Annotated in this window: 23 protein-coding genes and 1 riboswitch; of the genes, 14 read left to right on the plus strand and 9 right to left on the minus strand. The window is 65.5% G+C overall.

Translation table 11 applies throughout. From position 1 onward, the window contains the following. The first annotated feature begins 8 nt into the window (after nucleotides 1-8). Nucleotides 9-200: a hypothetical protein gene (locus ACTHJ1_RS10955; RefSeq protein ID WP_440191981.1), complete on the plus strand. Its 192-nt coding sequence runs from the start codon at nucleotides 9-11 to the stop codon at nucleotides 198-200. 17 nt (nucleotides 201-217) lie between these two features. On the opposite strand, the gene ACTHJ1_RS10960 is transcribed toward ACTHJ1_RS10955, so the two are convergent. Genes ACTHJ1_RS10960 through ACTHJ1_RS10975 form a run of 4 tightly spaced genes read right to left on the minus strand, consistent with a single transcriptional unit; the run spans nucleotide 218 to nucleotide 4,442 of the window. After that, nucleotides 218-784: a carboxymuconolactone decarboxylase family protein gene (locus ACTHJ1_RS10960; protein ID WP_440191984.1), complete on the minus strand. Its 567-nt coding sequence runs from the start codon at nucleotides 782-784 to the stop codon at nucleotides 218-220. A gap of 52 nt (nucleotides 785-836) precedes the next feature. Beyond that, nucleotides 837-1,454, minus strand: a complete 618-nt coding sequence (locus ACTHJ1_RS10965; protein ID WP_440191987.1) for a riboflavin synthase — start codon at nucleotides 1,452-1,454, stop codon at nucleotides 837-839. 49 nt (nucleotides 1,455-1,503) lie between these two features. After that, entirely contained in the window at nucleotides 1,504-2,655 is a 1,152-nt protein-coding gene (ribD, locus tag ACTHJ1_RS10970; protein WP_440191990.1) for a bifunctional diaminohydroxyphosphoribosylaminopyrimidine deaminase/5-amino-6-(5-phosphoribosylamino)uracil reductase RibD, read from the minus strand. Nucleotides 2,656-2,699: 44 nt separating this feature from the next. Beyond that, nucleotides 2,700-4,442, minus strand: a complete 1,743-nt coding sequence (locus ACTHJ1_RS10975; RefSeq protein ID WP_440192045.1) for a peptidase M14 — start codon at nucleotides 4,440-4,442, stop codon at nucleotides 2,700-2,702. A gap of 97 nt (nucleotides 4,443-4,539) precedes the next feature. Between ACTHJ1_RS10975 and ACTHJ1_RS10980 the strand changes: the two genes are divergently transcribed. Genes ACTHJ1_RS10980 through ACTHJ1_RS10990 form a run of 3 tightly spaced genes read left to right on the plus strand, consistent with a single transcriptional unit; the run spans nucleotide 4,540 to nucleotide 6,382 of the window. Continuing rightward, nucleotides 4,540-4,815 (plus strand): DUF1272 domain-containing protein, encoded by a 276-nt coding sequence (locus ACTHJ1_RS10980; protein ID WP_440191993.1) that lies wholly within the window; start codon nucleotides 4,540-4,542, stop codon nucleotides 4,813-4,815. After that, nucleotides 4,812-5,378 (plus strand): cysteine hydrolase family protein, encoded by a 567-nt coding sequence (locus tag ACTHJ1_RS10985; RefSeq protein WP_440191996.1) that lies wholly within the window; start codon nucleotides 4,812-4,814, stop codon nucleotides 5,376-5,378. Before ACTHJ1_RS10980 ends, ACTHJ1_RS10985 begins: the two co-directional genes overlap by 4 nt. 44 nt (nucleotides 5,379-5,422) lie before the next feature. Continuing rightward, entirely contained in the window at nucleotides 5,423-6,382 is a 960-nt protein-coding gene (locus tag ACTHJ1_RS10990) for a GlxA family transcriptional regulator (protein ID WP_440191999.1), read from the plus strand. Nucleotides 6,383-6,393: 11 nt separating this feature from the next. On the opposite strand, the gene nrdR is transcribed toward ACTHJ1_RS10990, so the two are convergent. From nrdR to tyrS, 4 genes are all read right to left on the minus strand, one after another. Continuing rightward, a complete protein-coding gene (gene nrdR, locus ACTHJ1_RS10995; RefSeq protein WP_440192002.1) occupies nucleotides 6,394-6,873 on the minus strand; it encodes a transcriptional regulator NrdR in 480 nt (159 codons plus the stop codon). 122 nt (nucleotides 6,874-6,995) lie between these two features. Continuing rightward, nucleotides 6,996-8,243: a serine hydroxymethyltransferase gene (gene glyA / locus ACTHJ1_RS11000; RefSeq protein ID WP_440192005.1), complete on the minus strand. Its 1,248-nt coding sequence runs from the start codon at nucleotides 8,241-8,243 to the stop codon at nucleotides 6,996-6,998. 64 nt (nucleotides 8,244-8,307) lie between these two features. Next, a riboswitch (ZMP/ZTP riboswitch) is annotated at nucleotides 8,308-8,432 on the minus strand. 75 nt (nucleotides 8,433-8,507) lie between these two features. Then, on the minus strand, nucleotides 8,508-9,164 hold the full coding sequence (locus ACTHJ1_RS11005) for a YbhB/YbcL family Raf kinase inhibitor-like protein (protein WP_440192008.1): 657 nt from the start codon (nucleotides 9,162-9,164) through the stop codon (nucleotides 8,508-8,510). Between the two features lie 115 nt (nucleotides 9,165-9,279). Continuing rightward, entirely contained in the window at nucleotides 9,280-10,533 is a 1,254-nt protein-coding gene (tyrS, locus tag ACTHJ1_RS11010; protein ID WP_440192011.1) for a tyrosine--tRNA ligase, read from the minus strand. 237 nt (nucleotides 10,534-10,770) lie between these two features. On the opposite strand from tyrS, the gene ACTHJ1_RS11015 reads away from it, so the two are divergent. Further along, nucleotides 10,771-12,147: a peptidoglycan DD-metalloendopeptidase family protein gene (locus tag ACTHJ1_RS11015; RefSeq protein WP_440192014.1), complete on the plus strand. Its 1,377-nt coding sequence runs from the start codon at nucleotides 10,771-10,773 to the stop codon at nucleotides 12,145-12,147. Nucleotides 12,148-12,345: 198 nt separating this feature from the next. On the opposite strand, the gene ACTHJ1_RS11020 is transcribed toward ACTHJ1_RS11015, so the two are convergent. Further along, nucleotides 12,346-12,687 (minus strand): CzcE family metal-binding protein, encoded by a 342-nt coding sequence (locus ACTHJ1_RS11020; protein WP_440192017.1) that lies wholly within the window; start codon nucleotides 12,685-12,687, stop codon nucleotides 12,346-12,348. A gap of 142 nt (nucleotides 12,688-12,829) precedes the next feature. Here ACTHJ1_RS11020 and ACTHJ1_RS11025 point away from each other — a divergent pair, with 142 nt between their 5' ends. From ACTHJ1_RS11025 to ACTHJ1_RS11065, 9 genes are all read left to right on the plus strand, one after another. Continuing rightward, entirely contained in the window at nucleotides 12,830-13,756 is a 927-nt protein-coding gene (locus tag ACTHJ1_RS11025) for a LysR family transcriptional regulator (RefSeq protein WP_440192020.1), read from the plus strand. A gap of 115 nt (nucleotides 13,757-13,871) precedes the next feature. After that, nucleotides 13,872-15,008, plus strand: coding sequence for an anhydro-N-acetylmuramic acid kinase (locus ACTHJ1_RS11030; RefSeq protein WP_440192023.1), 1,137 nt, complete (start codon nucleotides 13,872-13,874; stop codon nucleotides 15,006-15,008). A 195-nt stretch (nucleotides 15,009-15,203) separates the two neighbouring features. Next, nucleotides 15,204-16,145: a dihydrodipicolinate synthase family protein gene (locus tag ACTHJ1_RS11035; protein WP_440192025.1), complete on the plus strand. Its 942-nt coding sequence runs from the start codon at nucleotides 15,204-15,206 to the stop codon at nucleotides 16,143-16,145. A gap of 180 nt (nucleotides 16,146-16,325) precedes the next feature. Continuing rightward, nucleotides 16,326-17,003, plus strand: a complete 678-nt coding sequence (locus ACTHJ1_RS11040; protein WP_440192028.1) for a GntR family transcriptional regulator — start codon at nucleotides 16,326-16,328, stop codon at nucleotides 17,001-17,003. 120 nt (nucleotides 17,004-17,123) lie between these two features. Beyond that, on the plus strand, nucleotides 17,124-18,077 hold the full coding sequence (locus ACTHJ1_RS11045) for a 4-hydroxyproline epimerase (RefSeq protein ID WP_440192031.1): 954 nt from the start codon (nucleotides 17,124-17,126) through the stop codon (nucleotides 18,075-18,077). Continuing rightward, nucleotides 18,074-19,237 carry an NAD(P)/FAD-dependent oxidoreductase gene (locus tag ACTHJ1_RS11050; protein ID WP_440192034.1) on the plus strand — a complete coding sequence of 388 codons (1,164 nt, stop codon included), beginning with the start codon at nucleotides 18,074-18,076 and terminating at the stop codon, nucleotides 19,235-19,237. The genes ACTHJ1_RS11045 and ACTHJ1_RS11050 overlap by 4 nt, the downstream gene beginning before the upstream one ends. Beyond that, nucleotides 19,230-19,517 carry a 2Fe-2S iron-sulfur cluster-binding protein gene (locus ACTHJ1_RS11055; protein ID WP_440192037.1) on the plus strand — a complete coding sequence of 96 codons (288 nt, stop codon included), beginning with the start codon at nucleotides 19,230-19,232 and terminating at the stop codon, nucleotides 19,515-19,517. The genes ACTHJ1_RS11050 and ACTHJ1_RS11055 overlap by 8 nt, the downstream gene beginning before the upstream one ends. Beyond that, nucleotides 19,517-20,806 carry an FAD-dependent oxidoreductase gene (locus tag ACTHJ1_RS11060; RefSeq protein ID WP_440192039.1) on the plus strand — a complete coding sequence of 430 codons (1,290 nt, stop codon included), beginning with the start codon at nucleotides 19,517-19,519 and terminating at the stop codon, nucleotides 20,804-20,806. The genes ACTHJ1_RS11055 and ACTHJ1_RS11060 overlap by 1 nt, the downstream gene beginning before the upstream one ends. A 27-nt stretch (nucleotides 20,807-20,833) precedes the next feature. Beyond that, entirely contained in the window at nucleotides 20,834-21,607 is a 774-nt protein-coding gene (locus tag ACTHJ1_RS11065; protein ID WP_440192042.1) for a helix-turn-helix domain-containing protein, read from the plus strand. The last annotated feature ends 120 nt before the right edge of the window (nucleotides 21,608-21,727 follow it).

Raw genomic sequence — 21,727 nt, forward strand, 5'->3', positions numbered from 1 at the left:
AGTCTTTCATGCAATGCTGCCCCATGCGCTTCGCTGTGCGGCAACACCGGGAATTGCGCCGCGGCGGCGCCCGGCATCGCAGCCTGGCGCAAAAGCTATATGCGACCCTGGTCAGCGCTGCGCGACGCCTGGATTGCTTCGGACTGGACCCGCTGCTGAGCGCGATCCCCGATAGCAACGAAGATTTCGTGCACTACTGAAATCGCCGCGGTGCTGGCTACCGGTCGGCCGGCTCTTCGAACGGCAGCGTGGACTGGCCTTGCGCGCGCATGTCGAAGGTGTTGAGCGTCATGGCCACGAGCGCGTAGTAGCCGAGCAAGCCGACCAGGTTGACGACGACGGTATGTCCGAATCGTGCGACCGCCTGGTCATAGGTCTCGTCGGAAACCCGCTTGGCCGCATAAAGCTCAGTGGCGAAGCTGAAGATCAATTCATCGTCCGGGTGTTCGAATACAGGCGGCTCGCCGACGCGTATCGATTCCGCCGTTGCAGCGGGCACCCCTGCCTCGAGCGCGATCGGATGATGGATGTGCCACTCCGCCTGCGACTTCCATTGCGCCGCCGTCACCAGGATGGCCAATTCGGACAGGCGCAGCGGCAATCCCGTCTGATAGCGGCAGAACGCCCCGAGGCGTTGCGCGTGCTGGGCCAGCTCCGGGCTGTGGATCCACCCGAGAAAAGGCCCGTTCAGATTGCCGCGCGGCCCGTTCAGGATCTCGCGCAGCACGCTTTGCTGTTCGTTCGTGGCGGAATCGGGATGAAACGCGGGGAGTCTGCCGCTCATATCGCAATCTCGCGAAATATTGCCAATAAATGCTCTATCGAAACGCACAGCCCTAGGACTGTGTGGACAACATGCGCTCCACATACCGCGCAATGGTGTCGATCTCGATATTGACCTTGTCGCCCGCGCCCACGTTGCGCAGCGTAGTCACCTGCTGCGTGTGCGGGATGATGTTGATGCTGATCTCGCAGCCGTTTTCGTCGTCGCGCACCCGGTTGACCGTGAGGCTGATGCCGTTGACGGTGACCGAACCCTTGTAGGCCAGATAGCGCGCCAATGACTTTGGTATGCGGATGACGAGCTCGCGCGATTCGCCCACGGTGTCGAAACTCACGATTTCGCCCAAGCCGTCCACATGGCCCGACACCAGGTGGCCGCCGATCTGGTCGCCCACGCATAGCGATTTCTCCAGATTTACCTCGCCCTCTCGGTTGAGCCCCACGGTGCGGCGCAGGCTTTCCTGCGACACGTCGACCTCGAATTGCCCGGCGGAGGGCAGAGATATCACCGTCATGCAGGCACCCTGTATCGCGATCGAATCGCCCAGGCCCACATTGCCCAGGTCCAGGCCGTCCGCATCTATCTTCAGCCGCACGCCCGCCTCTTGGCCGCCAGGAAGCGGCTGGACGTCGACGATGCGGCCCACTGCCGCGACGAGACCGGTAAACATGACGGGATGTCCTTCAAACGGATATTTAATAAGTGTATTGAAAAAACACTCAAGCCGACGGCGGCGCGGCATCCAGCCCCGACCGCAACGCCTGCCAGTGCTGCGCCAGGCGCGCGCGCAGCCGCACATCGGCACCCAGACGCAGCGTCTCGATGAATTCGAAGCGCTGCGCCGCGTCCAGGCTGTCGAGCGCGGGCAAGTGCACCATGCCCTGTGCGTCGCCAAGCAGCATGGGCGCCAGATAGGCCAGCAGTTCGTCGACACAGCCGGCCGACAGCAGCGCGCCTGACAGGTTCGCGCCGCTTTCGACATGCACTTCGTTGACATCGTGCTCGCCCAGCCAGCGCATCATGCCAGGCAAATCGACCCGCAAAGGGTCTGCGCCAGGCATGAGTATGGTCTTTACGTTTCTGAGCGCCAGGCGCTCGGCCTTGGCCGGATCGGACCTGGCCGTAAATACCAGCACTTCGGTTCCGTCGAACAGGCGCGCGTCTTCGGGAATGACGAAGCGGCCGTCGACCACGGCCTTGCGCGGCTGGCGCGGCGTATCGACGTCGCGCACATTGAGTCGGGGATCGTCGGCCAGCACCGTGCCCATGCCGGTGAGCACCACGCAGCTGCGGGCGCGCCAGTGATGGCCGTCGGCGCGGGCCTCGCGGCCGGTGATCCATTGCGACACGCCGTTGCGCAGCGCGCTGCGGCCGTCGAGCGATGCTGCCAGTTTGAGCCAGGTCCAGGGCGTGCCGCGCCGCATGCGCGCCACGAACCCCGGATTGAGCGCCAGGGCTTCGTCCAGACACAGGCCCACATCGACCGCAATGCCGGCCGCGCGCAGTTTGGCCAGGCCGCGGCCGTTGACCTGGGGATTGGGATCGCCCATGGCGACCACGAAGAGGGCGGGCATGGCGGCCACGAGCGCGTCGACACAGGGCGGCGTACGGCCGTAATGGCTGCACGGCTCCAGCGTGACATAAAACGTGGAACCCTCGACCGAATGACCGCGGGCCTGGGCATCGCGCAAGGCACCGATCTCGGCATGCGGGCCGCCGGGAGGCTGGGTGGCGCCTTCGCCCAGCACCTGACCGCCTCGCATGATCACGCAGCCGACGCGCGGATTGGGCGAGGTGGTGTAGAGCACACTCTGCGCCAAATCGAGGGCGCGGCGCATAAGGGCAAGGTCTTGCGGCGAGGAGTCGGCCATAGCGATCGATTGTATGTCCAGGGCCTGTCGGCAGTCCCCTGGCCTCACAGCGCCAGATAGGCCTGCACCGCCGCCAGCACCGTTTCGGTCTGCACCGACTGCGCGAAGCGAAAAGCCTCGCCGTAGAGGGTCTCGTCCGGGAACTCGGCGATGAGCGCCAGCGGCGCGGCCTCGGCCTCGCTCTGGGCAACCAGCACGGGAATGCCGTGCATCGTTTCGAAACCCTGCTCCAGGGCATGGGCTCGGAAAACCGCGAGCTGGCGCGCATTGAAGGCGGCCAGCTCGGGCATGCGCTCGGCCAGTCGGCGGGTCGCTTCGGCCATCAGGGCACGCGCCTTGTCGCCCCAGCCGGGGTGATGCCTGAGCAGCAAAAAGAAGCCCTTGGGCAGGGTCCACGATTCGAAGCCGCGCGGCAGATAGCCGGCCAAAGGGCGCGTCCATTCATGCGCAGGGTAGCCGTGCAGATTGACGTGCAGCTGCGCTCCGCTGACGTCCAAGGCCTGGCGGCGTGCGGCCGACTCGTAGGCGGGCTCGCGCTCGCGATAGGCCAGGTCGTCGCCCAGGGCCGAGTAGCGCGCGGCGTGCAGCATGTGCCGCGGGTTGTGCTCGCGCAGACGCGCATACATGGCGTAGCCGTCCGGGTTCTCGGAGGCGATCAACGCAAAATGCGCGCCGGGGCGCTTTTTTAGCGTATGCGCGGCACGCAGCGCGCCCACGACGCCCGAGGCCTCATTGGCGTGCTGACCGCCGGAAATCAGTACGGCCGGGCCGCTGCCTTGGACGTAGGTGCACAGCACGGGTCGACCCTGGCGCGTGCGAACGGCGTAGGGTTCGCCGCCGATCTGCCGCATTTCGTGGGCAATGCGCGCGGGCGTCAGCGGCGCGTCGATCTGCTCCAGCGGCAGCCCGGGCGCGTCGGGCGCGACGTCCGTCACAGCGTCGTATGCCTCGGTCGAAACGCGCACCGATGCGCCGCCGCCCTGCGCGGCGCGGCGCACGTCGGGAATGATCTGCCCCGGCTGCAGGCCGCGGCTGCCCAGCGGCCGTCCCGAATGCCGCTGGAACACTTCCAGCAGACCGAAGTAGATGTCTTCGTGCAGCGCCTCGACGGTGCTCATCACCTCGTCGCCATAGCCCAGGGCTCGTTCGATGGCGGGTATGTCGATGCGGATTTCCAGGCGTTCGAAATAGGGTTCGCTATCGCCCCAGGGATGCCCGCTCACAGCATCCATGGCGGCTTCGTAGACCAGCGACAACTCGGTGTCGCGCGCCTCGTCCAGTCGCACGCCGCCGGCATCGACGGCGCGCACCCAGCCGGTGGGAGACAAGGCATCCTGCCCGGCGTAGTCTTTGCCCAGACGGTTGGGCGCGTAGACCCATGCGCGCTTGGTGCGGCCATCCTCATAGCGCAGCTCGACCCCGTAATACAGCGCGTCGTCGCCGGCCGCGAACGACAGTTCGACGCCTTCCAGCATGCCGGCCAGCGGATACGCCTCCAGCGTAAAACGCGTGGCCAGCGCGGCCTCGTGCACCGGATAGCGGATGGACACGGCCTGCAATCCGTCACGGTCCGCGTCTTCCAGAAAATAGTGCACCAGCGGCTTGTAGGCGCTGCGAAACTTCGCGGTCACGCCGGCATCGGCCAGTCGGCGCTCGGCGTCTCGGCGAGCGGCCTCGTCTTCGAAGAGCCAGGCTTCGATTTGGGCGCCCTCGTATGACGGGTCGGAAAACTCGCGTACCCAGGCGTCCAGGGTGCGTTCGAAATTTTGTTCCAGCAGCACGCTCATCGTCATGTCCGTTTTGGTCTGGTGAAAGTCCGCCGCCTATCTCGCGCGGGGCCGTCTTTGCGGACAGAATACCAACATTCCCCACCAGGAGAGCCTTATGCTGGAACTGCGACCTAGCTGCGAATGCTGCGACCGGGACCTGCCGCCGAACGACCCGAGCGCGCGCATCTGCTCGTTCGAATGCACTTTCTGCCAAGATTGCGTGGAAACGGTGCTGGGCGGGCGCTGCCCTAACTGCGGCGGCGAATTCGTGCCCCGGCCCCGGCGACCTTCCGGCGAGCTTGCCGCCAACCCGGCTTCCACCCGCAGGGTGCACAATCCCGATTGCGCCTCCTCTTCCATGTCTGTTTCCGTCACTCACAGGTCATCATGAAACAAGCCGTCATCGCCATCGACATCCAGGAATCCTTCCGCCAGTTGCCCTTCTGGAGCGACGCGGACCTGCCCGCCTTCATCCAGGCCACGCAAGACCTGCTCGACACCGCCGCGGCGCGCGGCGTTCCCATCCTGCAGGTGTTCCATATTCACGGGCCCGAAAAGCCCGCGAGCGTCTTCAGCCGCGACTCGGGCTATGTAAAGACGCTGGCCGAGTTGAAAATGCCGCGCACGACCGACGTGTTCTACAAGAAGGTGCATTCGTCTTTCTACGGGCTCGACGACGAAGGCACCAGCCTGCAGACCTGGCTGCGCGAACACGGCATCGAAGAAGTGATCGTCTGCGGCATCCGCACGGAACAATGCTGCGAAACCACGGCACGCCATGCCTCGGACGACGGCTTCAAAGTGAAATACGCCATGGACGCCACGCTGACCTTCGCGATGACCAGTCCTTCGGGCCGCGTCTATACGCCGCAAGAGATCAAGGACCACACCGAGCTGGTACTGGTGAACCGCTTCGCCAAAATCCTGCCGGCCGCGCAGGCCTTGGCCGACTGATCGCCCGGGACGAGCAAGCGCGCAGCCAGCAGCGAGCGGACCACATGACCATCCCGGTTTATTTCATCGTCACGCGCGATATCGTCCTGCTGGATCTGGCCGGACCGAGCGAGGTGTTCCGCTCGGCCAACCTGTTTGCGCCGGGGACCTTCGCGCAGCACTACTGCGGACCGGCCGACGAACTGGAAACCGGCTTTGCCGGCCTGTATCTGAGTCGGCTGGAGCCCCTGCCCGCCCGACTGCCCGCGAACGCGCTGGTGGTCCTGGCGGGCCAGATCGGCTCGGGCCCGGATTGGCAGGATCCGCAGATCTGCGCCGTGGTGGACTGGCTCGCACGTGGCCTGCCCGAGGGCTGCACGCTCATCTCGGTATGCGCCGGCGCGCTGCTGGCGGCCAGGGCAGGCCTGCTGTACGGGCGCGAATGCACCAGCCATCACACCTGTCTGGCCAAGTTGGCCGAGCTCGACCCCACTGTCCGCGTCCTGGACAATCGCATCTTCGTGGAAGACGGCAATCTCTACACCAGCGCGGGCATCACGGCCGGCATCGATCTGGCTCTGCATCTCGTGGCGCGCGTCTGCGGACCGCAGATCGCCAGCGCAACGGCGCGGCATATGGTGGTGTACCTGCGCCGTGCCGGCCAGGATCCGGCACTCTCGCCCTGGTTGGAAGGCCGCAACCATGTGCACCCAGCGGTGCATCGGGTGCAGGACGCCATTCTGCGCGAGCCTGCGGCGGACTGGTCGGCCGCCAACCTGGCGGACATGGCGCACACCAGTGCGCGCCACCTCAACCGGCTGTTCACCGAACACGCCGGCTGCACGCCCATGGACTATCTCTATCGCATACGACTCACCCTGGCGGGCGAGCTGATACGCGAAACGCGGCTTAGCCTGGAGCAGGTGGCCGAGCGCGCGGGCTTCGGCTCGGCGCATCATCTGAGGAGGGTTTGGCGGCGTCATGCGCCAAACACGCCCGGCGCGCTGCGCGCCGGCGCACATTAGCGTCAACCGATTTATTCTTTGCGCAGCTTGCCCGGCGCAGGCGGGCCTTGCATTTCGCGGATGGCATCGATGAATTCGCCGATATCTTCGAAGCTCTTGTAAACCGAGGCAAAACGCACGTAGGCCACCTTGTCGAGCTTCTTCAATTCGCCCATGACCAATTCGCCGATGCGTTCGCTGGGCACCTCGCGCATGCCGCTGGCCAGAAGCTTTTCTTCGATGCGCGCGACGGCGGCATCGACGTCGGCAGTGCTGATGGCGCGTTTGCGCAACGCCAGAGCAAGGCTGGCCCGCAATTTGGCCGCGTCGTATTCGACGCGGATGCCGTTGCGCTTGACCACCGACGGCATGACGAGTTCGACGCGCTCGTAAGTGGTGAAACGCTTGTCGCAAGCCAGGCAGCGGCGGCGGCGGCGAATCGTGTCGCCTTCTTCGGAGACGCGGCTATCCACGACCTGCGTATCGCCGTTGTCGCAGAAAGGACACTTCATGCGCATACCCTCGAGGATGACCCGGTTATTACGGCGATTGTAATGGGGACGGGATCGCTTGGACAGCGCGCATGCGACAACGGCTGCCCGAAAGCAGCCGTGTGTGGCGCAAAGCAGCCGTTTTAGCCTCGGTAGACCGGCAGACGCGCGGTGAGCTCGTTCACGCGGGCACGCACGGCGGCGATGTTGGCTTCGTCGCGCGGGTTGTCGAGCACGTCGGCGATGAGGTTGCCGGTGAGTTCGGCTTCGGCTTCCTTGAAGCCGCGCGTGGTCATGGCCGGAGTGCCCACGCGAATGCCGCTGGTGACGAAGGGCTTTTCCGGATCGTTGGGAATGGCGTTCTTGTTGACCGTGATGTGGGCCTGACCCAGCACCGCTTCGGCCTCTTTGCCCGTAATGCCCTTGGCGCGCAGATCGACCAGCATGAGGTGGCTTTCGGTCTTGCCCGAGACGATGCGCAGGCCGCGCTTGACCAACGTGTCGGCCAGCAACTTGGCGTTCTTGGCCACTTGCTGCGCGTAGACCTTGAAATCGGGCGAGAGGGCCTCCTGGAAGGCTACGGCCTTGGCGGCGATGACGTGCATCAGCGGGCCGCCCTGGATGCCGGGGAAGATCGCGGAATTGACGGCCTTTTCGAACTCGGCCTTCATCATGATGACGCCGCCGCGCGGGCCGCGCAGGGATTTGTGCGTAGTGGAAGTGACAAAGTCGGCATGCGGCACGGGGTTGGGATAGACGCCGCCGGCCACCAGACCCGCGTAGTGGGCGATGTCGACCATGAACAACGCGCCGTTGTCGTGCGCAATGCGGGCCAGGCGTTCGAAGTCGATGTGCAGCGAATAGGCCGAAGCGCCGCCCACGATCATCTTGGGCTTGTGCTCGCGGGCCAGGGCTTCGACCTTGGCATAGTCGAGCACTTCGTTGGCGTCCAGGCCGTACTGGATGAAGTTGTACAGCTTGCCCGACTGGTTGACCGACGCGCCGTGCGTGAGGTGGCCGCCTTCGGCCAGGCTCATGCCCAGCACGGTGTCGCCGGGCTTTAGCACGGCGTTGTAGACACCCTGATTGGCCTGCGAGCCCGAGTTGGGCTGCACGTTGGCGGCTTCGGCGCCAAAGAGCTTTTTCAGGCGCTCGATAGCCAGCGCTTCGACAATGTCGACGAATTCGCAGCCGCCGTAATAGCGCTTGCCCGGATAGCCTTCGGCGTATTTGTTGGTGAGCTGCGTGCCCTGCGCCTGCATGACGGCGGGACTGGCGTAATTTTCGGAGGCGATCAGCTCGATGTGCTGTTCCTGCCGGGTGTTTTCCTGCTGGATGGCGGCCCAGACTTCGGGGTCGACCTTGTCGACGGTGAGGTTGCGATCGAACATAGCGTGAGGTCCTTGTCGTTCTGGATGGTTGATGGGGATCGTTGCTACTGCTACGAAATGCCCAACTATCAGCCCAGGCGAACGGCAGGCGACCAGGCGCAGCGCAAATACACGTACGCCGCCCCCGGCGCTGAAGACCCCTGCGCTTCCTTGTGGTGACCCACGGATTCGCCAGTTACGCAGGGTGAAGGCAATCGAAAGGATTTTAACCCATGAAAAAGCCCGCCAGCATGGCGGGCCGCGAGCGACGGCAGTGCCGCCGCTTCAGCTGCTGGCAGCGGCGCCGATGCGCGTGGGCGCAAGCTCGGGATTGAGGGTGTAGATGCCCGTGACCGAGGCCTGGTCCAGCACGTGTCCCTGCATGGCGCTCAGAACGTCGGCGCCCTTGAAACTGCCCTGGACCGGCAGCTCTTCGATATCCAGCGCATAAAGCGTGAAGACGTAATGGTGCATGAGGGCGTCGTTCCAGGGCGGGCAGGGACCGTCGTAGCCAAAGTAGTCGCCGCTCATGTCGCGGTCGCTGGCGAACCAGGCCGTGTAGTCGTTTACACCCTGGCGCGCATTCATCGGCGCCAGCGGCCCGCCCTTGCCGCGCGGCGTGATGCCGTTGGAAAAGGCGCCTTCGTCGATCTCGCGCAGGTCGGCCGGCAGATCCACCAGCAGCCAGTGGAAGAAATCGATACGCGGCAGGTCGGCCGGCACGATACGGCCCTCCTGGTTGACGTCGTCGGGCTTGGAGGGCACGTCGGGATCGTGGCAGATCAGCACGAACGAGCGCACGCCGGCCGGAACGTCGTGCCAGGAGAACTGGGGGTTGAAGTTGTCGGCCAGCACGACATGCGACTGCGGATCGATCTTGCAAAAGGCGTAGCGTTCCGGGATCCGCTCCTGGTCGGCAAAAGAAAGACTCGATAGCTTCATGATGACATCTCCTACTGGCGGGTATCGGGTCGGCGCAGCCCAGTGCGGGCCGACCCTGGCCCGGTTCCCGCAACGCGGGAACCCGCGCGGCACCCTGAGGCTCGCGCCAGGCCGGTTAACTCAAAGTAACACGAGCGAATTTGCGTTTGCCCACCTGCAGCACATAGGAGCCGGCAGACAATTGCAACGATTTGTCTTCGACGCGCGCGCCATCGATGCGCACGCCGCCCTGCTCGATATTGCGCTGCGCTTCGGCGCCCGAGGCAACCAAGCCGGCTTCGCGCAGCAACTTGAGGATACCGATGGGCGCGCCGGCCACCGAGACGTCGGGCATATCTTCCGGCATGGCGCCATCGCGAAAACGCGCTTCGAAAGCCGCCAGCGCGCCGTCTGCCGCGGCCTTGGAGTGAAATCGACCGACGATCTCCAGGCCCAGCTGCACCTTGGCGTCGCGCGGATTGCGTCCGGCCTCGATCTCGGTGCGCAGCGCGGCGATTTCGTCAAGCGAGCGGAAGGACAGCAGCTCGTAGTAGCGCCACATGAGCGTGTCGGAGATCGACATGATCTTGCCGAACATCGATTCGGGCGCGTCGGAAATGCCGATGTAGTTGTTTTTGGACTTGGACATCTTCTCGACGCCGTCCAGGCCTTCGAGCAACGGCATGGTCAGGATGCACTGCGGCTCCTGACCGTATTCCTTCTGCAGTTCGCGGCCCACCAGCAGATTGAACTTCTGGTCGGTGCCGCCCAGCTCCAGGTCGGATTTGAGCGCCACCGAGTCGTAGCCCTGCATCAGCGGATAGAGAAATTCGTGCACCGAAATGGGCACGCCGCCCTTGAATCGCTTGGTGAAGTCGTCGCGCTCCATCATGCGAGCCACGGTGTAGCGCGAGGCGAGCTGGATCATGCCGCGCGCGCCCAGCGGGTCGGACCACTCGGAGTTATAGCGGATCTCGGTGCGCTCGGGATCGAGCACCAGGCTGGCCTGGGCATAGTAGGTCTTGGCGTTGGCTTCGATCTGCTCGCGCGTGAGCGGCGGGCGCGTGGAGTTGCGGCCGCTGGGATCGCCGATCATCGAGGTGAAGTCGCCAATAAGAAAAATGACGGTGTGGCCCAGATCCTGCAGCTGGCGCATCTTGTTGAGCACCACCGTGTGGCCCAGGTGGATGTCGGGCGCGGTGGGATCCAGTCCGAGCTTGATGCGCAGCGGCACGCCCGTGGCGCGGCTGCGCGCCAGTTTGCGGGCGAATTCGCTTTCGACCAGCAGTTCGTCGCAGCCGCGCTTGGCTATGCGCATGTCGGCTTCGACTTCGTGAGTCATGGCGAGAGCGGCTGCGCCGGTCGATTCTTGGGCTTGGAAGTGGGACATGAAGTGCGAAGAAACCGAGAGATAAATGAGAAGGATGCAATAAAAATTGTAAACACACCGCCCGTCAGGGCCGGCGCAGTGATATTCGAGCGTATCGGCGGTCGAAATTTCGCGGCAATTCGATTAGCATGCAGCGCTTGCGCCATGCAATAGCGAAGACCCGCCCCCGGCCACGCTGCTCGCAAAATTGTAGCATTTTCACAACAAATCAAAACATCCCCATAGATCCATTTCCCCGTGATTCGACGCTTTTTTATCGCCCCGAAGACGAGCAGCCGCAGCGCCACGTTGTTTCGCCGAACCCTGATTGCCTGCGCCGTCGGTTTTTTCGCTGCGGCAGCCGCCCTGGGCATGGTTCCCAGGAACGAACCGGCGCCCCCTGTTCAGCATCTCATCACCCGCCCCCTGCCGCTCAAGCCGGGCGACATTCAAGTCGGGGAAGCCGGATCCGCGCCCTTCGTCAGCGAAACGCGCATCCGTCGCGGCGACACGCTCGCCGCTGTGCTGCAGCGGCTGGACGCCTACGATCCCGGGCTGCTGGCCTTTCTCACTCAGGACAGCGGCGCGCGCAGCATCTACAAACTCTATCCGGGCCGCACCGTGCGCGCCGCCACCGATGATCAGGGCAATCTGGCCTGGCTGCGCTATGTGCATACACCCAACGCAAAAGACGAGAACCCGGAACAGGCCGACACGGCCCGCGTGCTGGTCGTCGAGGCGGACGGACAGGGCGGCTACACCGCCCGGGAGCGCGCCGAGAGCACCTCGACGCAAACCAATCTGGCCGAGGGCGTGATCCGCTCGTCGCTCTTTGCGGCCACGGACGAGGCCGGCATTCCCGACGCGGTCACACTGCAGATCGCCGACATTCTGGGCGCCAAGATCGATTTTCTGCACGATCTGCGTCAGGGCGATCGCTTCCGCGTGGTGTACGAGACCCGCACGCATGACGGTCGCTATGTCGGCGCAGGCAGGGTGCTGGCCGTTGAGTTCGTCAACGACGGCAAGTCATACAGCGCCGTGTGGTTCGATCCCGATGCCGCCTCCGGAGCCTATTACGATTTCGACGGCAACAGCCTGCGCGGCGCTTTTCTTCGCACCGCCCTCAAATTCACCCGTATCAGCTCGACCTTCGGCATGCGCCTGCATCCGCTGCACAAGACCTGGACGGGCCACATGGGCGTGGACTACGCCGCCCCGTCGGGCACGCCCATCCATGCCACGGCCGACGGCGTGGTCGAGTACGCCGGCTGGCAGAACGGCTACGGCAATGTGGTCATCCTCAAGCACTACGGCAAATACTCCACCGTTTACGCGCATCAAAGCCATATCGCCGACGGCCTGAGCAAGGGCGACACCGTATCTCAGGGCCAGGTCATCGGCTATGTGGGCGCCACGGGCTGGGCCACCGGTCCGCACCTGCATTATGAGTTCCGCGTCGACAACCGGCCCGTGGATCCGCTGTCGGTCGACCTGCCGGTGGCGCGCTCGCTCGAGCCCGGCGAGCGGGCGGCTTTCGCCAAGACGCTGGCGCCCTACCGCGACGAGATCCGCATGCTGGCCAGGATGCCAGAGCAGGACGTGTCCGGAAACGACAGCGTCGCCTCGCTCTAGCAGGACGCGCGCACTTTGACGAAGATATAAAAAAATCCCCGCTCGGCACATCGCTTCGCGGGGCTGGTCTGCGTCTGTCATCGACCCCGGGCGGACTACCCCGCCGCAGGCTCGAAAATCGCATGTCGCGTACGCCGCCAGGCGGCTTTCTCCCTGACGCCGGCGACGAGCGCCGCAGGGAGAAGTCACACCGGGGTATCACGAGCCGAGGTTCGTGAAATCGCTCTGTACGTAGACATTGACCGGGTGGCTCAGCGCGCCGGCCGGGACCAGATCCTGCAGGTTGAAGGCGTTGCGCGCGCCGTCGAACTTGACCGCGAATTTCTGGCCGTTGGCGGCCACGAAGTTCACCGTTTCACCCCAATTGACGAAGACCTTGCTGGTGTTGCCGGCCAGCGAGACCGTGCGATCGGCCGGGGCCGAGGCGACGACACTGCCCAGCAGATTGCCGGACGTGGCGGCCACGGCGCCGGTGGAAATGCCGGCCAGGCCCAGGGCAGCCGAAATGGTAAGGGCGGAGAGAATTTGGGTCTTTTTCATGGTGATGCTCCTAGACGAATAAGGTGTTAAACAAGGGTTAACGATTAAGGGTTAACGCTTAATCCTTGCTTGAACGAATAGTGCGCCCGGTCGTTCTATAATTCAAATAGATTTCATATATTCTTAATATAAGATTTTAATTATGGAAAATCGTCTTGACCTCAATTTGCTCCTGACCCTGGAGACGCTGCTGGCCGAACGCAGCGTGACACGCGCCGCAGCCAAGCTGCGCAGCAGCCAGCCGGCGGTTTCTGCGCAGCTTGCGCGCCTGCGCCGCATGTTCGACGACCCTTTGCTGATCCCGGGTGCACGCGCCATGACACCCACGCCGCGGGCGCTGGGCATCGCTCCGCGCCTGTCGGAGCTGGTCGACGGCTTTCGCGCCATCGTGCAGCGCGAAGACTTCGACCTGAGCACCGCCCAAGCCGTAATCATGATCAGCGCCAGCGATGCCGTCCAATGCCGCATCGGGAAATGGTTCGCGTCCATGGCCGATGCCGCGCCGGGCATACAGCTGGGATTCGTGCCGGGCACACGCGCCATGATTCCGGCCCTGGACAGCCATATGGCGTCGGGTCAAGTGGACCTGCTCGTCGGGTGCAGCACGCTGATCCACCACGACCGCCTGCACATGCGCCCGCTCTTTCGGGAACATCTGGTGTGCGTCATGCGACGCGATCATCCGTTTCGCGGCGACATGCTAAGCCCGGAAGAGTTTGCCTCCATGAAGCACCTGATCGTGTCGCCGATGGGCGGAGATTTTTCCGGCGTCACCGACGGCGTGCTGCACAAGCTGAATCTATCGCGCCGCGGCACGGTGTCGGTGCCCAGCTTTTTGGCGGCCGAGCAGATCCTGTGCGATAGCGATCTCATCGCGGTCTTCCCGGCAACGCTGGCACACGCACGGTCGCATGTGCTCAAGTCCTTGCCGCTGCCGCTATCCGCCCCGACCATAGAAATCGCCATGGCCTGGCACGAGCGAACCCATCAAAGCCCGCTGCATCGCTGGATACGCGAGCAGATCGCAAGCGTGCTGACCGAGCAGACGACGGAAACGCCGGCCGCTTGAAAGCAGACATCTGCGACGTGCCGGCCCCGACAGGCAGACAAGGCACGGCGGATCTCTTGCTACGATGGACGGTCTTTCCATCCAATGAGCTGTCCGCAGCCAAGCGAGCCCTCGAATGCCGGCACCAACCCCTCATCGACATGCTCCCCGGGATGCCGACCGTCTTTTCATCGGCCTGATGTCGGGCACCAGCCTGGACGGCGTGGACGGCGTGCTGATGCGTCTGACCGCCGACGGCCGCCCGCAAACCCTGTCCGGCGTGGCCTTGGCCATGCCGCAAGCTCTGCGCGCCGAACTGCTGGCGCTCAACGCCGCGGGGCACGACGAACTGGAACGCGCGGCAGGCGCGGCCAATGCGCTGGCGAAGCTCTACGCGCAGGCTGTGGAGCGCCTGCTGGCCGATACGAGCCTGTCCGCCGCGGACGTGACCGCCATCGGCGCACACGGGCAGACCGTGCGGCATCGTCCCGAAAAGGGCTACACCATTCAGCTCAATGCGCCCGCGCTGCTGGCAGAACTCACCGGCATCGACGTGGTGGCCGATTTCCGCAGCCGCGATGTGGCCGCAGGCGGACAAGGCGCGCCGCTGGTGCCGCCCTTTCATGCCGCCGTGTTCGGCGGCAATGCGCCTCGCGCCGTGCTCAATCTGGGCGGGATCGCCAACCTGACGCTGCTGGCTCCCGGTCAGGCGCCGCGCGGCTTCGACACCGGCCCGGCAAACGTGCTGCTCGATGTCTGGTGCCAGCGCCATACCGGGCAAACCTATGACGCGGACGGCCGCTGGGCGGCAAGCGGCTGCGTCGATGCCGCACTTTTGCAGGCTCTGATCGCCAGCGAGCCCTGGTTGCAATTGCCCCCGCCCAAATCCACGGGCCGCGATCTGTTCAACGCGGCCTGGCTGGATGCTCGGCTGGCGGGCTGGCAGCACAAGACGCCGGCCGACGTGCAGGCCACCTTGCAGCGCTTCACGGCGCAAACGGTGGCCGACGCGCTGAACGCCGCTCTGCCCCAGGCCGCCGAGCTGCTGGTTTGCGGCGGCGGCGTGCGCAATGCCGGGCTGATGCGCGACCTGGCCGACGCCCTCCAGCGTCCGGTGCACGCGACGGACGAGGCCGGCGTGGCCGCGCAATGGATGGAGGCGCTGGCCTTCGCCTGGCTGGCGCAGATGCACGTGGACGGCCTCGCGGCCGGCGTGCCCGAGGTGACCGGCGCGCGCGGCCCCCGAGTGCTAGGGGCCCTGTACCCGGCGTAACCCCCAACGGCGCCCTAAGCGGGCGCTTTTTTATCGCCCTTGCCGGGTGGCGCATAACCGCCCCGCGTACGATCTATTTTTACATTTTGGATATTGTATAAAATATTCAAATCGGGATATGCTTCGTCTTGCGCGTGGCCGGCACCGAGCTGGCTAAAGCTCCAAACCCACCCCAGCCTGTTTCGAGGAACGACCATGAGCAATATCTTCACCGGCACCATCCCCGCCCTGATGACGCCCTGCACCGCCGACCGCCAGCCCGATTTCGACGCCCTCGTGCGCAAGGGCCGCGAGCTGGTCGAGATCGGCATGAGCGCGGTCGTCTACTGCGGCTCGATGGGCGATTGGCCTCTGCTGACCGAAGCCCAGCGCCAGGAAGGCGTGGCCCGGCTGGTCGCTGCCGGCATCCCCACCATCGTCGGCACCGGCGCCGTGAACACCAGGGAAGCGGTGTCGCATGCCGCCCACGCCGCCAAGGTTGGCGCCCAGGGCTTGATGGTCATCCCGCGCGTGCTGTCGCGCGGCTCGTCCGCCGCCGCGCAGAAGGCGCACTTTGCAGCCATCCTCGAAGCGGCGCCCAAGCTGCCCGCCGTCATCTACAACAGCCCCTACTACGGTTTCGCCACGCGCGCCGATCTGTTCTTCGAACTGCGCGCCAAGTATTCGAATCTGATCGGCTTCAAGGAATTCGGCGGCGCCGCCGACATGCGCTATGCCGCCGAGCACATCACGTCCAAAGACGACACCGTGACCCTGATGGCCGGCGTCGACACCCAGGTGTTCCACGGTTTCGTGAACTGCGGCGCGACCGGCGCCATCACCGGCATCGGCAACGCCCTGCCGCGCGAAGTGCTGCAGCTGGTCGATCTGTGCAAAAAAGCCTATCAGGGCGACGCCGTCGCCCGCCGCCAGGCGCAGGAGCTCGAAGGCGCTCTGGCCGTGCTGTCGTCCTTCGACGAAGGCACCGACCTGGTCCTCTACTACAAGTACCTGATGGTGCTCAACGGCGACAAGGAATACACGCTGCACTTCAACGAAACGGATGCTTTGAGCGACTCGCAGCGCCGTTACGCCGAGACGCAGTACGCCCTGTTCCGCAGCTGGTATGCCAACTGGTCCAAGGACAACAAGAAGTAAAATCTGCCGATCGGGACATCGATCCGGAGTCGAACAAGCGGCCGTCGAAAAACTGGCCGCTTGTTTTTTGCCGTCGGACCGCACCAAGATAACCCCCCCTCAAGGGCCGCAAGCCAGAGGCGCAGCGCGGAGGTCTTGCCGCTGGGCCCGCCCAAGACAAATCCATTTTCGAGCGACAACATGAACACGACGCGCTCCGCATTGGGCCACGCCACCCGGGCGCAGGCGGCCGCCGATGAACTGCGGCGCAGAATCATCGAAGGCGAGCTGGCCGAGGGTTTCCAGTTGCGGCAGGACGCCCTGGCGGCCGAATTCGGCATCAGCCGCATCCCCTTGCGCGAAGCCTTCGTGCAATTGGAAAGCGAGGGACTGATCCAAATCCTGCCGCATAAAGGCGCGATCGTCTCCGAACTTTCCGTCGCCGAGATCGAGGAACTTTTCGAACTGCGCGCCCTGCTCGAACCCATGCTGCTGAGCAAATCGGCGCCGCGTCTGACCGAATCCGACTTCGCCGAGCTCGACCGCATCCTGGCGGAATACAGCGAGGAGCTGCATGCGAATTCCCCGGCGCGCTGGGGCGAGCTGAACACGCAGTTGCATCAGCGCCTGATGTCGCGGGCCGACCAACCCAAAACCGCGAGCATCGTCAACTCGCTGCTGCAGCAGACGGACCGCTACACGCGCCTGCAGCTTTCGCTGTCGCGGCAAAGCGCGGCGCAGGCCGAGACCGAGCACGCCGAGCTGGTGAACCTGTGCCGCAAAGGCCAGGCCCAGGAGGCGGCCGCGCTTCTGAAGCGCCACATCGGACACGTCAGCGACGAATTGCGCGAATTTCTCCTGTCACGCCGGCGGGCATGACGGCATGCCGCGGGCATGCGATCCGGCGCGACCGGCCTGCGGGCATTATGCAAAAATCGTCATGCAACCCGCGCCAGTTGCGCAAGACGCCATGGCCGCGGCCGACATACGATTATTCTCATGAAAACCGTACACATCATCGACTCCCACACCGGCGGCGAACCGACCCGCCTGGTGATCGACGGCGGCCCGGACCTGGGCAAAGGTTCGCTGAGCGAACGCCTGGCCCGCTTCAAGCACGAGCACGACGGCCTGCGCGCCGGCATCGTCAACGAGCCGCGCGGCTCCGACGTGCTGGTGGGCGCGCTGCTATGCGAACCATCGGACCCGACCTGTTCGGCCGGCGTGATCTTCTTCAACAACGTCGGCTTTCTGGGCATGTGCGGCCACGGCACTATCGGCCTGGTCGCTTCGCTCGCGCACATGGGACGCATCGAGCCGGGCAGGCACCGCATCGAAACCCCGGTCGGCGTGGTCGAAGCCCAACTGCACGACGACGGCAGCGTCACCGTGCGCAACGTCCCGGCCTATCGCTACAAGCACGCCGTGGCGCTCGACGTTCCCGGCCACGGCCGCGTACACGGCGACATCGGCTGGGGCGGCAACTGGTTCTTCCTGGTGGCCGATCACGGCCAGCAGCTCGATTTCTCGCGCGTGGACGCGCTGACCGAATTCACCTGGGCCATGCGCCGTGCGCTCGGCGAACAAGGCATCACGGGCAAAGACGGCGCCGAAATCGATCACATCGAACTCTTCGCCGAATCGCCCAAGCCCGGCATCGACAGCCGCAACTTCGTGCTGTGCCCCGGCAAGGCCTATGACCGTTCGCCCTGCGGCACCGGCACCAGCGCCAAGGTGGCCTGCCTGGCCGCGGCCGGCGAGCTGGAACCCGGCAACGTCTGGCGCCAGGAAAGCATTGTCGGCAGCGTGTTCGAAGCCAGCTACGAGCGCGACGCCAGCCTGCCCACCGACCAAGTGGTGCCCAGCATACGCGGCCATGCCCATGTGAGCGGGCAAGGCACGCTGCTGTTCGGCGCGGACGACCCGTTTGCCTACGGTCTACAGGCGCTATGACGCAAGGCCCGCTGTCCGGCGCGGCCCGACCTGACGTCGTCATCGTCGGCGCAGGCATCGTCGGCGCGGCCTGCGCGCACGAACTGGCCGCACAGGGCTTGTGGGTGCTTGTGCTGGATCGCGCCGGCATCGGCACCGGCACGACAGCGGCCGGCATGGGTCATCTGGTCGTCATGGACGACCCGCCCGCCGAATTCGCCCTGAGCGCCTGGTCGCGCGACTTATGGCTGGCGCTCGCGCCCAGACTCGAGGCCAGGCAGGCCTTCGTGCGCTGCGGCACGGTCTGGGCGGCGGCCGACGAAGAAGAAATGGCGGCAGCCCGCGCCCGTCAGCAGGTGTTGCAAGCTCGGGGCATCGCCTGCTCGATGCTGGACGCGGCGCAATTGCGCGAAGCCGAGCCGGCGCTGCGCGAAGGCCTGGCGGGCGGCATGATCGTGCCCGATGACGCCGTGGTCTATGCGCCGACCGCCTCTGCCTGGCTGCTCGAACAACCGCTGGCCGGGCGCATCGACGTGCGCGGCGACGCCGATGTGGTCGCCATCGAACGCAACGGCGTGCGGCTCGCCGACGGCGCAATCGTGGCCGCCGGCGCGGTTCTGCTGGCCAACGGCCTGGCAGCGCCGGCCTTGATGCCGGGCCTGCCGCTGGTTCCCAAGAAAGGCCACCTGCTGATCACCGATCGCTATCCCGGCGTCGTGCGGCACCAGATTCTTGAACTCGGCTACATCAAGAGCGCGCACCAGACCAGCGGCACATCGGTCGCCTTCAATGTTCAGCCCCGTCCCACAGGCCAGTTGCTGATCGGCTCCTCGCGCCAGTTCGATACGACCGATCCGGCCGTCGAGCCGGCCGTGCTGGCGCGCATGCTGCGCCGCGCCGCCGAGTTCATGCCCGGCTTGCCCGCCTTGAACGCGCTGCGCGCCTGGACGGGTTTTCGGCCCTCGACCCTGGACGGCCTGCCGCTGATCGGCCCTGCCTTGCCCGAAAGCTCGGCGCATCCGAACACCTGGTTGGCCGTGGGGCACGAAGGCCTGGGCGTCACCACGGCCCTGGGCACCGCGAAACTGATCGCGGCGCAAATGCTCGAGCAGACCTCTCCCATCGACGTCACGCCCTACCTGCCGGCACGGCTTAACAAAGGAAGCGCTGCTCATGGCTGAACGCATCGAACTCGACATCGACGGCCGCTGCATCGCGGTGCCGGCCGGCAGCACGGTAGCCGCCGCGATCGCGTGCGCCGTGGTCGACACCGAAGGCAGCGGCGTGATCACGCGGCGCTCTGTCTCGGGCGCCTTGCGCGGACCGCTGTGCGGCATGGGCGTGTGCCAGGAATGCCGCGTGACCATCGACGGCAACGCACACCGACTGGCCTGCCAGACGCTCTGCGCAGCGGGCATGCGGGTCGAGACGGCCGCGGCAGACGGCGGAGCGCGCATGTGATGAACACGCACACCATGCAATTCGATATCCTGGTCATTGGCGCCGGCCCGGCTGGCTTGTCGGCAGCGCAAGTCGCCGTGCAGTCCGGCGCACGCGTCGGCCTGGTCGACGACAACATTCTGCCTGGCGGCCAGATCTGGCGGCAAGGACCTTCTCATCCGCCCAAGGGCGCGGCGCGCGAGCTGCTGGACGCGCTGTCGCGCCATCCGAACCTCACGCGCCTGCCCGGCACACGTGTGACGCAGCCTCTGGAGCGCAAGCGCCTGCAAGTGGAAGACGCCGAGCAAGGCCATGTGCTGGGCTACGACCGCCTGATCCTCGCCACCGGCGCGCGCGAACGCTTTCTGCCCTATCCCGGCTGGACCCTGCCCGGCGTGACCGGCGCGGGCGGCCTGCAGGCGCTCATCAAGGGCGGCACGCCGGTCGCGGGCCAACGCATCGTGCTGGCCGGCAGCGGCCCGCTGCTGTGGGCCAGCGCCAAAACGGCGCAAGAGCAAGGCGCGCAGATCATAGCGATCGTCGAACAGGCTTCGCACCAATCCGTTGCGCGCTTCGCGCGCTCGCTGGCTTTCACCCCGGCCAAGCTTGTGCAGGCCATCCGTCTGCGACTGGATTTGCGCCACACGCCCTATTGGTGCGACGCGCAGGTCGTCGCAGCCCATGGCGACGACCTGCTGCGCGGCGTAACCGTTCAACGCCCCGGAGGTAGCATCGACCTAAGTTGCGATCGGCTGGCCTGCGCTTACGGTCTGCTGCCGAACGTCGAACTCGCGGCGGCGCTGGACTGCGCGTCGGCCCCTTATGCCGACGCCACGGCAGTTCAGGTCGATGTCTGGCAGCGCACGTCGCAGCCCGACGTCTATGCCGCTGGAGAATGCACGGGCGTGGGCGGCATGGAGCTGTCGGCGCTCGAGGGCCGCATCGCCGCGCACGCCGCGCTGGGGCAGCAGGACGCCGCGCGCCAGCTCTTCGCCGAGCGCGAACGATATCGCAATTTTTCCAGGCGCTTGCATGCGGCCTTCGCGCTGAACCCGTCGCTGCGCACGCTGCCCAAAGACGACACCCTCTTCTGCCGCTGCGAAGATGTGACTCACGGACAGATCGCCGCGCACGACTCGTGGCGCATGGCCAAGCTGCACACGCGCTGCGGCATGGGCCCTTGCCAAGGCCGCATCTGCGGCGGCGCAGCGGCGTTCTGCTTCGGCTGGCAGCCCGTGAACACACGCCCGCCCCTGTCTCCGACGCGGATCGGCACACTGGCCGATCTGGCCGGCACGGACGCGGCCTAAAGCGGGCCCCAGGCGGATGAGCGCGGCATGAACTCAACCGATTCCGCTTCGCTGGCCGCCGTTCCCGCGAGCGATCTGGCTCGCATGGTTGCGCATTTCACCTTGCTCGAACCGGTGTTCGACACCATGCTCGACGTGGTGTTCTTCGTAAAGGACAACGAAGCGCGCTATGTGCTGGCCAACCGCACGCTGGCCGCGCGCTGCGGATTCAAAGATTCGCGCGGCCTATTGGGCAAGACGGCGGAGCAGGTTTTTCCGACCCGTTTCGGCCGCATTTATACGGCGCAGGACAAGGCCATTATCGCGAGCGGCAACAAGCTGATCGAACAGCTTGAACTGCATCTCTACCCGGGACGTCAGCCCGGCTGGTGCATGACGACCAAGCTGCCGCTGCGTGATACGCATGGCGTGGTGGTGGGCGTGGCCGGCATTTCGCGCGATCTGCAGGCACCCGAGGGCAGCCATCCCGCGTATCAGCGTCTGGCGGTGGTGGCGCGCCATATCCAGGAAAATTACGCCGGGCCGCTGCAGTTGCCGCTGCTGGCCAGGCAGGCGCATATGTCGGTGGCGCAGATCGAGCGGTATTTCCACAAGATCTTTCATTTGACGCCGCGGCAGATGCTGATCAAGGCGCGGCTGGACGCGGCGTCGGGGTTGCTGGCGGGAGATGCCAGCATCACCGATATCGCCACGTTGTGCGGCTATAACGATCACAGCGCCTTTACGCGGCAATTCAAGGCGACGGTGGGGATGACGCCTAGCCAGTACCGGATGCTGCTGCAGTCTTCGCCGGGTTCTTAGTACGTATGTTTGGTTCTTGATCCGTCCTGCGGCCCGGGGGGGGGGGGGGGGGGGGGGCAGGGGGGGGCGGGGTGGGGGGGCGGGCGGGCGGGGAGCGAGAGCCCCGGCGACGCGCCCGCC

It is taken from the genome of Bordetella sp. (assembly GCF_051960075.1).
GTDB lineage: Bacteria > Pseudomonadota > Gammaproteobacteria > Burkholderiales > Burkholderiaceae_B > Bordetella.

Excerpts from the sequence above, each read along its gene's own strand:
- glyA (WP_440192005.1), bottom strand. The coding sequence starts at position 8,243 with ATGTTCGATCGCAACCTCACCGTCGACAAGGTCGACCCCGAAGTCTGG.
- ACTHJ1_RS11050 (WP_440192034.1), top strand. The coding sequence starts at position 18,074 with ATGACGCAAGGCCCGCTGTCCGGCGCGGCCCGACCTGACGTCGTCATC.
- ACTHJ1_RS11065 (WP_440192042.1), top strand. The coding sequence starts at position 20,834 with ATGAACTCAACCGATTCCGCTTCGCTGGCCGCCGTTCCCGCGAGCGAT.
- ACTHJ1_RS10960 (WP_440191984.1), bottom strand. The coding sequence starts at position 784 with ATGAGCGGCAGACTCCCCGCGTTTCATCCCGATTCCGCCACGAACGAA.
- ACTHJ1_RS11060 (WP_440192039.1), top strand. The coding sequence starts at position 19,517 with ATGAACACGCACACCATGCAATTCGATATCCTGGTCATTGGCGCCGGC.
- ACTHJ1_RS11005 (WP_440192008.1), bottom strand. The coding sequence starts at position 9,164 with ATGAAGCTATCGAGTCTTTCTTTTGCCGACCAGGAGCGGATCCCGGAA.
- ACTHJ1_RS11025 (WP_440192020.1), top strand. The coding sequence starts at position 12,830 with ATGGAAAATCGTCTTGACCTCAATTTGCTCCTGACCCTGGAGACGCTG.
- ACTHJ1_RS11055 (WP_440192037.1), top strand. The coding sequence starts at position 19,230 with ATGGCTGAACGCATCGAACTCGACATCGACGGCCGCTGCATCGCGGTG.
- ribD (WP_440191990.1), bottom strand. The coding sequence starts at position 2,655 with ATGGCCGACTCCTCGCCGCAAGACCTTGCCCTTATGCGCCGCGCCCTC.
- tyrS (WP_440192011.1), bottom strand. The coding sequence starts at position 10,533 with ATGTCCCACTTCCAAGCCCAAGAATCGACCGGCGCAGCCGCTCTCGCC.
- ACTHJ1_RS10980 (WP_440191993.1), top strand. The coding sequence starts at position 4,540 with ATGCTGGAACTGCGACCTAGCTGCGAATGCTGCGACCGGGACCTGCCG.
- ACTHJ1_RS11020 (WP_440192017.1), bottom strand. The coding sequence starts at position 12,687 with ATGAAAAAGACCCAAATTCTCTCCGCCCTTACCATTTCGGCTGCCCTG.
- ACTHJ1_RS11045 (WP_440192031.1), top strand. The coding sequence starts at position 17,124 with ATGAAAACCGTACACATCATCGACTCCCACACCGGCGGCGAACCGACC.
- ACTHJ1_RS11035 (WP_440192025.1), top strand. The coding sequence starts at position 15,204 with ATGAGCAATATCTTCACCGGCACCATCCCCGCCCTGATGACGCCCTGC.
- ACTHJ1_RS10975 (WP_440192045.1), bottom strand. The coding sequence starts at position 4,442 with ATGAGCGTGCTGCTGGAACAAAATTTCGAACGCACCCTGGACGCCTGG.
- ACTHJ1_RS11040 (WP_440192028.1), top strand. The coding sequence starts at position 16,326 with ATGAACACGACGCGCTCCGCATTGGGCCACGCCACCCGGGCGCAGGCG.
- nrdR (WP_440192002.1), bottom strand. The coding sequence starts at position 6,873 with ATGAAGTGTCCTTTCTGCGACAACGGCGATACGCAGGTCGTGGATAGC.
- ACTHJ1_RS10990 (WP_440191999.1), top strand. The coding sequence starts at position 5,423 with ATGACCATCCCGGTTTATTTCATCGTCACGCGCGATATCGTCCTGCTG.
- ACTHJ1_RS10965 (WP_440191987.1), bottom strand. The coding sequence starts at position 1,454 with ATGTTTACCGGTCTCGTCGCGGCAGTGGGCCGCATCGTCGACGTCCAG.
- ACTHJ1_RS10955 (WP_440191981.1), top strand. The coding sequence starts at position 9 with ATGCAATGCTGCCCCATGCGCTTCGCTGTGCGGCAACACCGGGAATTG.
- ACTHJ1_RS11030 (WP_440192023.1), top strand. The coding sequence starts at position 13,872 with ATGCCGGCACCAACCCCTCATCGACATGCTCCCCGGGATGCCGACCGT.
- ACTHJ1_RS10985 (WP_440191996.1), top strand. The coding sequence starts at position 4,812 with ATGAAACAAGCCGTCATCGCCATCGACATCCAGGAATCCTTCCGCCAG.